The 12,743-nt window shown below is 58.4% G+C and carries 7 protein-coding genes; 4 read left to right on the top strand and 3 right to left on the bottom strand.

All coding sequences use genetic code 11. The annotated features are described in order from the left end of the window. Positions 1-59 precede the first annotated feature (59 nt). Positions 60-3,554 (top strand): chromosome segregation protein SMC, encoded by a 3,495-nt coding sequence (gene smc, locus HMPREF2920_RS08485; RefSeq protein WP_070601540.1) that lies wholly within the window; start codon positions 60-62, stop codon positions 3,552-3,554. A 47-nt stretch (positions 3,555-3,601) separates the two neighbouring features. Beyond that, complete coding sequence (gene ftsY, locus HMPREF2920_RS08490) at positions 3,602-5,137, top strand: signal recognition particle-docking protein FtsY (protein WP_070601539.1); 1,536 nt, start codon at positions 3,602-3,604, stop codon at positions 5,135-5,137. A gap of 167 nt (positions 5,138-5,304) precedes the next feature. Here ftsY and HMPREF2920_RS08495 read toward each other — a convergent pair whose 3' ends face one another. Next, positions 5,305-6,054 (bottom strand): intestinal mucin, encoded by a 750-nt coding sequence (locus HMPREF2920_RS08495; protein ID WP_070601538.1) that lies wholly within the window; start codon positions 6,052-6,054, stop codon positions 5,305-5,307. A 478-nt stretch (positions 6,055-6,532) separates the two neighbouring features. Further along, positions 6,533-7,465 carry a hypothetical protein gene (locus HMPREF2920_RS10810; RefSeq protein WP_070854147.1) on the bottom strand — a complete coding sequence of 311 codons (933 nt, stop codon included), beginning with the start codon at positions 7,463-7,465 and terminating at the stop codon, positions 6,533-6,535. A 605-nt stretch (positions 7,466-8,070) separates the two neighbouring features. Between HMPREF2920_RS10810 and ffh the strand changes: the two genes are divergently transcribed. Continuing rightward, positions 8,071-9,684 carry a signal recognition particle protein gene (ffh, locus tag HMPREF2920_RS08505; protein WP_049189530.1) on the top strand — a complete coding sequence of 538 codons (1,614 nt, stop codon included), beginning with the start codon at positions 8,071-8,073 and terminating at the stop codon, positions 9,682-9,684. Between the two features lie 16 nt (positions 9,685-9,700). Here ffh and HMPREF2920_RS08510 read toward each other — a convergent pair whose 3' ends face one another. After that, a complete protein-coding gene (locus HMPREF2920_RS08510) occupies positions 9,701-11,851 on the bottom strand; it encodes an acyltransferase family protein (protein ID WP_049189529.1) in 2,151 nt (716 codons plus the stop codon). Between the two features lie 298 nt (positions 11,852-12,149). Here HMPREF2920_RS08510 and rpsP point away from each other — a divergent pair, with 298 nt between their 5' ends. Next, positions 12,150-12,632 carry a 30S ribosomal protein S16 gene (gene rpsP / locus HMPREF2920_RS08515; protein ID WP_038628648.1) on the top strand — a complete coding sequence of 161 codons (483 nt, stop codon included), beginning with the start codon at positions 12,150-12,152 and terminating at the stop codon, positions 12,630-12,632. The last annotated feature ends 111 nt before the right edge of the window (positions 12,633-12,743 follow it).

Genomic DNA, 12,743 nt, shown 5'->3' on the forward strand with positions numbered 1-12,743 from the left:
AGGGTGCGTGCTTGGGGTAATTCAGCTCCAAACCGTAACTACGGGTAAGATATTGCCCCATGTATTTGAAATCGCTGACTCTGAAGGGCTTTAAATCCTTCGCTTCGGCGACGACGATGAAATTCGAGCCCGGCATCTGCGCAGTTGTCGGCCCGAATGGATCTGGTAAGTCGAATGTCGTCGATGCCCTCGCGTGGGTTATGGGTGAGCATTCCGCCAAGACCCTCCGTGGCGGCAAAATGGAAGATGTCATCTTCGCGGGAACCTCCGGGCGAAAGCCTTTGGGGCGCGCGGAGGTCACTCTTACCATCGACAATTCCGATGGGGCACTTCCCATTCAATATAAGGAAGTCTCTGTCACGCGTCGCATGTACCGCGACGGCGCAAGTGAGTACGAAATCAACGGTTCTCGCGTCCGCCTCATGGATGTCCAAGAGCTCCTCAGCGACACCGGCATTGGCCGCGAGATGCACATCATCGTCGGCCAGGGTCGGCTTTCGCAGATTCTGGAATCGCGGCCAGAGGAGCGTCGTGCGTTTATCGAAGAAGCCGCAGGCGTGCTCAAACACCGCCGTCGCAAGGAAAAGGCGCAGCGCAAGCTGCAGTCGATGCAGGCCAATCTCGACCGTCTGCAGGATCTGACAGGTGAGCTTTCCCGTCAGCTCAAACCGCTGAAGCGTCAGGCTGAGGCCGCCTCTCGCGCCCAGACTGTGCAGGCAGACCTGCGCGACGCCAAGTTGCGTTTGGCTGCCGCGGACTTCGTGGATTTGCAGGACAGCCTCAATGACATTGCTGGTCAAGCCAAGCTCATTGAGGAAAAGGTGGAGGCCGCCACGGAGCGAGCCGAGATTGCCGCTGAGCGCACTGCAGAACTCGAAGCCGAACTGGAGGACATCACTCCAGCTGCCGATGCTGCCCGAGATTTGTGGTTTCGTCTCTCCGCACTCGGTGAGCGTATCCAAGCGACGGCCCGCATCGCCGCCGATCGCGCGGCCGACCACTCCGTCGCTCCGTGGGTAGGCCCAGACCCGGACTTCCTGGAGCAGAGGGCCGACGACGCCGCCACCGAAGAAGCCACGCTCGCTGAGGCTGAGGCAGAGGCCCGCGAAAAACTGGAGGAAATCCGCGAAACGCTCTTCGACGCCGAGGAGACTTTCCGTGAAGCCGAAGCGGAGCACCTCGCGGCCGTTCGCGCAATCGCCGACCGTCGCGAAGGCGTGGTTCGTCTCATTTCCGCAGAAGAATCTCTGCGCACCCGCTTGGAAGCCGCCGAAGCCGAAGCTGCACGCCTTGCCGAGCAAACCAATGAGGCCGACGAACGCCGTGCCGATGCCACCGAAGCCGTGGAAAACGCCGCGCAGGAACTAGCCGAGGCCGAATTCGAAGGTCCCGAGCTGCAGAGTGCTTATGAACAGGCCAACCGAGAAGCAGAGCTGGCCTCTACACGGTTGAAAGAACTCCGCGCTGACGAGCGCGACCTCGAACGCAGTGTCTCAGGTCTGTCCGCCCGCATCGAAGCTCTGGAGACCGCCCGCACCGCCGCTGCCAACGACGGCACCGCGTGGCTACGTGAAAAACACGAACTCGGCGTTCTCTCTGAAGTCATCGATGTCGACGCTGGCTGGGAAAAAGCGCTCACTGCCGCCCTCGGCGCGGCCGCCGAAGCACTGGTCAGCGAGGGCAGTGGAGATTCGCTTATCGACGAGCTTGTGGCCACGGGCAAGGGCAGTGCCGTTGTTATCAATTCTGCGGATGCATCCGACTCTTGGCGCTTGGACATCACTCTGCCCGCACAGGCATCCTGGCTGCTCGATCATGTGACAGTGCCCGCGGAGCTTTCGGGTTCGTTGACCTCTCTGCTCGTTGACGTCGTGGCCTGCGACGACGAGCACGTCGCCCGTGAGCTGGTGACCCAGGATACTCGACTGCGCGTTGTTGACCGCGATGGTGTGCTGCGTGGCTCTGGTTGGGTAGCTGGCGGTGCTGGTGGCACTGCATCAGGTGTGGAAATCGCCGCCGACATTGCTAAGACTCGCGAAGAACTAGCAGAAGCACAGGTGCGTTTGAGTGACCTCGGTGGTGTGCTCTCCGGTGCGCAGGCCGAAGAAGAGGACCGCCGCACGGACGCGGCGGCCGCCCGTGCTGCGTTGCGTGAACACCAGAGTCGTATGAAGGTCCTCACGGATGCCCGAACTCGGGCCACAGCGCAGCTGTCCGGCGTGGTGCATGATGCCGAACGCGCTGAGCAGCGCGGAGCCGAAGCCGCGGACCGAGTAACGAAGCTCCAGAAGGAGTTGGCGGAGGTCGCAGACCGCTTAGCTCGCGTTGACCGTGACCCCGAGGAGGGGGAACCGTCGACAAGCGAACGTGACCGTGCCTCGGAGGCGCTGACGGCTGTGCGCGCCATGGAAACAGAGGCGCGTCTGTCGCTGCGTACGGCAGAGGAGCGACTGTCGAGTGTACGAGGCAAGGCCGAGCGGCTCCGTCGCCAGGCTGCATCGGAGCGCGTAGCGAAGGCCCGCCATGAGCAGGCGCAGATGGCGAAGGTTGCCCAGCGCGAATTGGCAGAAGTTGTCGCGGAGCTGGCTGAGGACTTGCACGCGAAGGTCAACGTGTCGTTGGCGAGGGCAGAGGCCGATCGCGACGATGCCGAGGCGCAGAAGAAGACGGTGTCGCAGGCACTATCGGCGGCACGGACGGAGGCAAATGGGGCGCAACGGGAGCTGGCACAGCTAACGGATTCCGCGCACCAGGGAGACATCGCCCGTGCACAGGCGCAGGTCCGTGTGACCGAGGCTGCAGAGCGCATCGTCGACCAGTTGGGGCTGTCTGTCGACGACCTGCTCGCGGACTTTGCTCCTGATGAGAACTTTGACCGCGCAGCCGTGACGAAGCAGCTCAAACAGGCGGAGAAGGATCTGCGTGTGCTCGGCCGCGTCAACCCGTTGGCGCTGGAGGAGTATAAGGCGATGGAGGAGCGCTACTCTTTCCTATCCACGCAGCTCGATGATGTCCTCAGGGCCCGCCAGGATCTCACCGATGTTGTCGAGGAAGTCGATGCCACGATTCTGCAGCTCTTCACAGACGCGTGGAACGATGTCGAGGCAGAATTCCCCGCGGTCTTTCAAACACTTTTCCCGGGCGGTGACGGACGACTGGTTCTCACTGAGCCTGACAACCTGCTCACGACAGGTATCGAGGTTGAAGCCCGCCCACCGGGCAAAAAGGTCAAGCGACTCTCGCTGCTCTCCGGCGGCGAGAAGTCGCTGACGGCGCTGGCAATGCTCGTCGCTATTTTCCGCGCGCGCCCGAGTCCCTTTTACGTACTCGACGAGGTGGAAGCCGCGCTTGACGACGTTAACCTGCGTCGCCTTATTGCGCTGCTCGAGGAACTCCGCGCGACCAGTCAGCTAATTGTCATTACGCACCAGAAGCCAACAATGGACGTTGCGAATGTGCTCTACGGCGTGACCATGCGGGGCGATGGTGTGACTCGAGTAATCTCGCAGCGAATGTCACCGGCATCCGCAACTCCGTCGACAGGAGCGGAGTAAGCGCGGAGTAAGTGAGGAAGAGTCGTTGATACTGCATAATGAGAGTTATGACTCCAACTCAGTGGATACTCCTTGTCGTCGCGATTGTCGTTATTATCGCGCTGCTCTTTGTTGTGGGCTATGTCCGCAGGAAGAACCAGCGCATTTCCTTTGCGAAGGAAGATACTAAGGAACTCACCCAGCAGGAGAAGTCTGGAAATTACCAGGCCACTAGTGGTTTTAACTTCGCTCCGGCCGGTGGTGGGACTGATACCCGCGAGAAGCAGCCGGTTGAAAAACCGATGCCGAAACCGGCGGAAAAGCCGATTGAAAAGCAGGCTGATATACCTGCCGATCAGCCGGACGGTTCACTGCTGAAACCAGAAGGTCGACTGGTTATTCCGGATAACCCCACCGAAATGGAGGGGGATTATGACCGCGTAATGCGGGAAATCCCAATCGATTTGCCAACGGCCGGGGAAGAGGAATCAGAGCCCGAGCCGGAACCACAACCAGAGCCCGAAGCAGAGCCTGAGGTAGAGGTAGTTCCTGCTCCTGAACCGGAGCTGGAGCCGGAGCCGACTCCCGAACCAGAACCGACGCCAGAGCCGGAGCCGGAAGCTGCGCCGGAGCCGACGCCAGAGCCAGAAGCAGAACAGCAGATTGACTCCATCGACCCGGCTGAGGGACGTCTGGGCCGCCTGCGCGGTCGTCTGTCACGGTCGCAGAATGCAATTGGCCAGTCTGTGCTCGGCATCTTGGGCGCGGGTGACCTTGATGAGGACGCGTGGGAAGAGGTTGAAGACATCCTGGTTATGGCTGACCTCGGTGCGGCTGCGACGCAGCGTGTCGTCGATAAGCTGCGCGAGCGTATTGCCAGCCAGAAGGTGAGCACGGAAGAGCAAGTGCGCGCCCTGCTGCGTGAGGTGATGATTGAGGAGTGCAAGCCTGAGATGGACCGCTCCATCCGCGCACTTCCGCACGAGGGCAAGCCCGCAGTGATTCTGGTAGTCGGTGTCAACGGCACAGGTAAGACCACGACGACGGGCAAGCTGGCTCGTGTACTGGTCGCCGGTGGCCACCGTGTTGTTCTCGGCGCAGCGGATACCTTCCGTGCTGCTGCAGCCGACCAGCTGGAGACCTGGGGGCGACGCGTTGGCGCGGAGACCGTTCGCGGCGCTGAAGGCGCCGATCCTGCTTCTATTGCATTTGAGGCAGTTGCTCACGGTATCGAGTCCGGCGCTGATGTGGTGCTCATCGACACCGCCGGCCGCCTGCACACCAAGGTCGGTCTGATGGACCAACTGGACAAGATTAAGCGCGTGGTGGAGAAGAAGGCTCAGGTTGACGAAGTCATCCTGGTTTTGGACGCGACGGTTGGCCAAAATGGTCTACTGCAAGCTCGTACGTTCCGGGATGTAGTAGACATCACCGGCGTTGCCCTGACCAAGCTGGACGGTACCGCGAAGGGCGGCATTGTATTCCAGGTGCAAAACGAGCTCGGTGTGCCGGTGAAGTTGGTTGGCCTTGGTGAAGGTGCTGACCACCTGGCGCCGTTTGAGCCGGAGAGCTTCGTAGACGCACTGCTCGGCGGCCGCAAATAGTAACTAACATCGATGAGTGAATTTTCCATCGATTGGTGAGTACAGCGTCGCCCGTTGCCCCCGGCAAAAATAAAGGCCTCGGAGCCACCGCGTAGATTTCTGTAGAGGATACGCGGGGCTCCGGGGCCTTTAATGTTGAGGTGCTAGGAATCTAGCGGAGAGTTGTGCTAGGAATCCTTAGAATTCTTGCGTGCGAGGCGGGTAGCTGCCACGCCACCGACCAAGAGTGCAAGAGCGGCACCGCCGAGGGCAGTCGCCTGAACACCAGTGACTGCTAGCCCAGTGTTCTTGGTCCCGGTTTTCTTACCGTCATTCTTAGGGTTGTCGGGCTTGTCGCCTGGTTTTTCCTCCCCGGTCTTCTCGTCGTCCCCAGGCTGTTCGTCGCCTGGGTTCTCGTCGTCGCCCGGAGCGTCATCGCCTGGGTTCTCATCGTCGCCCGGAGTTTCGTCATCGGAGGTCGGACAGTAGCCGTAGACTCCGGTTGCCGGGTCGATCTTGCTCATATCACGCGGGGAACCGTCGGGGCACGTTGCGGTGTCATCAACTCCCGGCGGAATTCCGTCATTTTCTGGGGCATCTTCATCAGGCTCCGGAGTTGGGCCGGAATCATCTGAAGTGCCACAAGCACCGTAAGCCCCGGTTGCCGGGTCAATCTTACTCATGTCACGCGGGGAACCGTCGGGACAGGTCTGGGTGTCCTCAACGCCCGGTGGAATGCCATCGTTCGATGAACCTCCTGGATCCGGATTTGCAGCGTCATCTACACACTGGAAAGTACCGCCAACATTTTCAAAATGTTGACCGGCGGGGCATTCCGACGGGGCGGGGTCAGGAATCTGTGCGGTGGCGGCGCCAACGCCGATGAGCATGCCGGCTGAAGCGGCAGCGGCCACCATGGTCGAAGAGAGCTTCTTCATTTGGAAACCTCACAATGTCTATAGGAAAGCCCTGCAATCAAAGGACTTAAGGGGGAACACTGTTCACACTTTTGATTCTAATAACTAATTACAGTCTTTGGTGGTATGGGTTTGGGAAGGGGGGGGTAAAGAGAAATTGTTGACTTGTCCAAACCCCAGTAAGGGGAAGTGGGAACTTATATTTACAACGCTGAGTGTGTACACCCGTTGTGGGTAGGGCGTTTATAGAACCAGTCACTGTCGACTCGGTAGGGGGCTTTTCTGTCTTCGCTAGCGAAGCGTGGTACCTGATTGTGTCGGGTGGTGAAAGGTGGATGGGGCGTAGAGGTTCGGTAAAAAATCGGTGCCTGTGAGGTTTTATGCTTCGGGCTATAGGAGCTATGACTTTTCGGAGGTATGGCGCACAAAAATGCTCCCGATGCTAAATAGGCATCAGGAGCATTTTATGTTTCGTTACCGGGGTAGAACCCCAAGCTTCTTAGCGGTTCTTGCGGGCGATGCGGGTAGCGGCGACACCGCCGACAAGGAGAACCAGAGCGGCTCCGCCCAGGGTGGTGGCGTCAACGCCGGTGGCTGCCAGGCCAGTGCTCTGAGTCGAAGAAGCCTTCTTGGACTCCGAGGTATTCTGCTCAGACTTCTTGGAGTCCGAAACCTTCTTTACATTCTCGGAAGAGGTCGTCTTCTTGGACTCGGAAGCCTTCTTCTCGGCCTTTTCCTTGGCCTTCTTCTCTTCCTTCGTGCACTTGTTTTCGTTCTTGCACTCAGCAGAGATCTTGATGTCAACGTTTACCTTGACATCCTTGCCGTCCTTGCCTGGCTTACCGTCCTTGCTATCCTTGCCCGGCTTACCGTCCTTGCCTGGCTTACCGTCCTTACCGTCCTTGCCGTCCTTGCCCGGCTTACCGTCCTTGCCGTCCTTGCCTGGCTTCTCGGTGTCCGGCTTGTCCGTGCCTGGCTTGTCAGTGTCCGGCTTCGCCTCGTCCTTGACGCAGACACCGAAGACATTCGGGTTGCCTGGAACTGGCTTGCTCATGTCGAAGTGCTCGCCCTCCGGGCACTGCTTATCAGAAATGCCTGGGTTTCCGGGGTCGCCCGGCTGGGACTCATTGTCGCCCGGTGTTTCGGGCTTAGGAGCTTCCTGGTCCGCGACGCACTGGAAGGTTCCGCCGACGTTCTCAAAGTGCTGGCCGTCTGGGCACTTGTCCGGCATTGGGGCCGGAATTCCGTCAGTGGAATCCTGCTCAGGCTGGTCTGCGACGCACTGGAAAGTGCCTCCGACGTTCTCAAAGTGCTGGCCGGCGGGGCACTCGGTCGGCATTGAGTCCGGAATCTGTGCAGTAGCGGTGCCTGCGCTTGCAATCATGCTGGCGGAGAAGACAGCGGCGGCGATAGCCGTGGTGAACTTCTTCATGAAAACCTCTCAAGGAGTCAAACGGTCAGAGACCAATGAATATGATTTCGCCGTTCATCCCTCATCGTGCACGGCGGAAAATAAAACCAGGCCAACTGCGGTTAACTAGGTTCATGATTAACCATAAACTGGTTGATATATGAATAGTATTGGAGGTAGTTATAGGAATAACATCAGGTGCGCAGTGGCGTGCTTTGACCTGCTGCAATGCCGCCGGTTTGCTATTTGGCTTACACCATTCCGGGGGAGGTTCTTACTAAGGGTGGCCTTAGCAAAAGCTAGCCACTGGTGTTATCTTTCTGTTACCTAGCTGGTGGTAACTGGGTTGGATAAACGTTCTTTATGCAGTAGGGCATTCATATCTGGAGGCTCGTTTAATTGTCACGTTAAAATAACGAACAGTAATCTAACGTCCTTGAGTACAAAAGAGCTTCATCCTATTGCTATTTCTTACTTCCTATTGGTTACACCCGAATCGGGGCATTTAGGGTGGGTGGGCTGCAATCGTTGTCGATAGGCGAAGCTGTAGATATGTGCCAAATGGAGTATCCAGCGGGTACGGTAGAACAGTTAAGAAAAAACAAGGCAAAAGGGGAGCTGGAAACTTGTTTGAGTCTCTTTCCGATCGTTTGACGGGTGCCCTGCGGGGGCTGGGCGGGAAGGGCCGCCTGACTGAGGCGGATATTAACGCCACCGCCCGCGAGATTCGGCTGGCTCTTCTGGAAGCCGATGTCTCCCTCGAGGTTGTCCGTACCTTCATCAAGCGCATCAAGGAACGCGCTAACGAAATTATTGGCAGCCAGACTGTCAACCCGGCAAACCAGATTATTGAGGTCGTCAATGAGGAACTGATTAACATCCTCGGTGGCGAGACTCGACGGCTGAATATGTCGAAGCAGCCACCAACGGTTATCATGCTGGCCGGTCTGCAGGGCGCTGGTAAGACCACCTTGGCCGGTAAATTGGCCAGGTACCTCACGGATCAGGGGCACACCCCGGTCCTCGTCGCCTGTGACCTGCAGCGTCCGGGCGCGGTGCAGCAGCTGGAAATTGTCGCTGAGCGTGCAGGCGTGCCGTGCTTCGCACCGTTCCCGGGCACCAGCCTCGATTCCACCCATGAAATGGGCACCAGCGAGGACAATCCAGTTGACGCCGCGTTCCGTGGCCTCGCTTATGCTCGCCAGCATCGCCACGATGTGGTGATTATCGATACCGCAGGTCGCCTGGGTATCGATGAGGTTCTGATGAAGCAGGCCCGCGACATTCGCGATGCCATCAACCCGCATGAAGTTCTGTTTGTCATCGACTCCATGATTGGTCAGGACGCGGTAGAGACCGCCAAGGCCTTCCGAGACGGCGTTGACTTCACCGGCGTTGTACTGACCAAGCTCGATGGCGACGCGCGCGGTGGCGCTGCACTGTCTATCCGTGAGGTCACCGGTAAGCCGATTCTGTTCGCCTCCACGGGCGAGAAGTTGGAGGACTTTGACGTCTTCCACCCAGACCGTATGGCCAGCCGCATCCTGGGGATGGGTGACCTAAAGACGTTGGTTGAGGTCGCTTCCAAGGAAATCGATCATGAGCAGGCTGCCAAGTCCGCCCAGAAGATTGGTTCCGGCGAACTGACTCTTGAGGACTTCCTCGAGCAGATGATGATGGTCCGCAAGATGGGCCCAATCGGCAACATCCTCAAGATGCTCCCCGGCGGCGCGGAAATGTCCAAGGCCGCCGAGATGGTCGACGAAAAGCAGCTTGACCGCATCGAGGCGATTATCCGCGGTATGACTCCGGAAGAGCGCGAGAATCCGAAGATTCTGAATGCTTCACGACGTCGTCGTATCGCCAACGGTTCCGGTGTGTCCGTTTCAGAGGTTAACCAGCTCATCGAGCGTTTCAATGAGGCGCGGAAGATGATGGCGCAGATGGCCGGCCGATTTGGTATGGGCGGTGGTCGCCCATCGAACCGCAAGGCCAAGCGTGGTCGAAAGGGCAAGGGCAAGAATAAGCGCAAGGGCGCTAACCGTGGTCCAACGCCGCCGAAGGCAATGCGCGGTGGCGGAATGCCCGGTATGCCTGGAATGCCAGGTATGCAGGGCATACCGGGTATGCCTAGCATGGCTGAACTGCAGAAGCTGCAGAAGCAGATGGGTAATCAGCTGCCAGAAGGTATGGAGGACTTTGACCTCAACAATCTCGACTTCGGACAGGGCAAGAAGTAGCGGGGACTAGAAGTAGCTAGTCCCGCAGAGCCTTCTGAATCTGGCGGTCCATTTCAGGACTGAAAGTGGCCGCTAGTTCATCGGTGATGTGATTGCTGTCGCGGTAGACGTAGATATTGCCAATAACTTTACGGCAGGTGGTCGGACCGCAGAAGATGTCGGAGAAATCTAGACTGTGCCCGTTGGGGAAGTTCGCAAGAATCTCCTCAGCGGGATTTTCTGCATTTAGGGCAGTTTTGCGGTGGATAGTGCAGTCTTCTTCCGCTTCTTCGCATACGCTGGGGGAGAATTGGTCCAAGTCCTCCCGTAGCGCCCATGGGTTATCGCGGATGGCGAAGAAATCAATTCCGCGTTCTTGTAGAGCAGCGAAAAACGAAACGTAACCATCCGGTGTGTAGTCGCCGGGCTGCGGTGGGTCCGCCTGGAACAGGGGTCTGGTTGAAGTGGTGAAAACCATCTCTGGCTGAATCTCGTCAATTTTCTGCAGAGCCTCGAAAGTCCAGGCCACGCAGATATCGCCGACTCCGTGGATCGGTTCTAAGGTCGCTGGACAGCCTTGTCGGAGAAGAACCACCACTCGGTACCCGTTGTTTTTGCCGTAGGCATCAATCGGGGCAAACCAATGTTCCATGTGCGAGCCGCCGACGATGACAATCGAGTCACTAGCATCTGGATCACCGTAGACACACGGCTGGGTCTCATCGCGCCAACGGCGATTCGGCGGGAAGTATCCGACGTCCTCACCGCCTGTCGCAAGGCAGCCATCGAGGGCAGGTTCCGGCCAAAGGTCCGTGATGAAATCGGTATTCGGCTTTGTGGCTGCCTTGGGGACCTCGTACCCGTCGGTAAGCGCGAGTGCACCTGGATAGACCTCTGGATCTAGGCTGGTGGCGGAGGCGCGATCGACGCGCACCTGTTGCACGTTGACAAGGCTGGACATGCCGACCAACGCAATGACGACAACAGTGCCGACTGCCGCTAGACGACGAGCCGGGCGACGATGCTTCATTGCGTGGATTGCATCGCCGACGACGGGCTGAGTCCGGGTCGGTCGGCGAGTCGATTGAGCCAGCGGCAGCTCGACATACTTGTTGGTGAGTTTGGCCAAAATAAAGGAAACGACGATCACTGCGGTGCCAAGCTTCAGCCCCGGAGTATCGCGGTTGAGGTAGTTTATGGCCAGGATGAGAAGAGGCCAGTGCCACAGGTAGAGCGCGTAGGCGCTCTGGCCTACTTCGCGCATTGGGCGGCTGGCCAGGAACTTGGAGATCCAGCCCGCCTCAGGGCCGGCGATAATAATCAGCGCAGCACCACCGAGGGGCCATAGGGTCCAAGGGCCTGGGAACTGTGCGGCGCCGTCGAAGATGAAACCGGTGGAGACTACCAGTGCGAGGCCGATGCTGGCTAACAGCACTCGAAGTGGCTTGGGCATGGGGATGGATCCCCGGACAAGAATCAGTCCGAGTAGTGCGCCGAGGCAGAGTTCCCAGAGGCGGCTGACAGTGGAGTAGTAGTTCCACCCCTGGTTCTCGGAGTGCATATAGAAGGCATAGGCAATCGAGCCGAGAGTGATAACTGCCAGCAACGGAGTGAGGATTCGGCGGAGTTTACCGCCGGTAGCGTCGGTGCGCTTCGCCTCCACCGGTGAGGTAACCGCGCCGACAATCTGGGGTGAGCGCGTCATCCAGGCGAGTAGGGAGATGAGCAAAATGGAGCCGAGATAAAACTGGCCCTGTACCGACATTGACCACAGGTGCTGCAGTGGGGAGGTTTCGCTCTCTGCGGCTGCGTAGTCCGAGCCCTGGAGTGCCAGTTCATAATTTTGGTAGTAGAGCAGGCTGGCGCGGAGTTGCTGGGCAATGTCGATCGTGCGAAGCGATGGAATGAAGTAAATGACAAACAGGGTTGTCGCAAAGAGGACCAGCACTAGTGTCGGGATTAGGCGACGCAGCGTGCGCCAGATGCTCCACCATGGATTGATGGACTGCCGGGGATTGATGGCATTGCGGTACTGCGCGCCGAAGAAGAAAAACCCGGAGAGCAAGAGGAATACGTCCACACCACCGGAAACGCGGCCGACGTAAACATGGAAAAGGACTACGAGGGCAATCGAAATGCCCCGTAGTCCGTCCAAGTCATACCTATATTGGGTGCCGGTGGTTTTCATAGAATGTTACGTTACCGCACTGTCAACGACGTTCAGCTTTAGTGGGTATGCAGCGTTTCGAGTGCGCAGTTTTGTTAATTTCCAAAAACTGCTGGTAACATACCTCGAGTTGTCTCAATGAGAATCCTCAACTGAGGCACGACTGCGAATTCATCGGATCCGGCCACGGCCGCCCGGTGGTCACGCGCAGTGTAAATATCCCAAGGGCAAAACCGGTCCGAGGCACTTCGTTAGTAATTACTCGTGAGCTCGGATGCATAAGTATTGTCCAGTGACATAGAAGAAAGAGGAACTCCTCATGGCAGTCAAGATTAAGCTGCAGCGCCTGGGTAAGATTCGTACCGCTCAGTACCGCGTTGTCGTTGCTGATGCTCGTACCCGTCGCAACGGTGCGGTCATTGAGAACCTGGGCATCTACCAGCCGAAGGAAGAGCCGTCGATCATCAAGATTGACTCCGAGCGCGTTCAGTACTGGCTGGGCGTCGGTGCACAGCCGACCGAGCCGGTTCTGGCTCTGCTGAAGGTCACCGGCGACTGGCAGAAGTTCAAGGGCCTCGAGGGTGCAGAGGGCACTCTGAAGGTTGCTGAGCCGAAGCCGACCAAGCTCGAGCTGTTCAACAAGGCTCTGGAAGAGGCCAACAATGGCCCGTCCGCTGAGGCCATCACCGCTAAGCGCCGCGAGGCCAAGGAAGCAGCTAAGGCTGCTAAGGAAGCTGAGGAGGCCGCAAAGGCTGCCGAGGCTGAGGCTGCTGAGTCCGAGGCTTCCGAGGACGCCGAGTAATAAGGACGCTGAGTACGCCGCTTAGCTAATCCGGGCGCTACCTTATACTTCAAGACGAAGTGTTGGGTGGCGCCTTTTTGCTTTACGCGGGGTGTTTTACAGAGCCTTTAT

It is taken from the genome of Corynebacterium sp. HMSC075F02 (assembly GCF_001838335.1).
Classification (GTDB): domain Bacteria; phylum Actinomycetota; class Actinomycetes; order Mycobacteriales; family Mycobacteriaceae; genus Corynebacterium; species Corynebacterium jeikeium_D.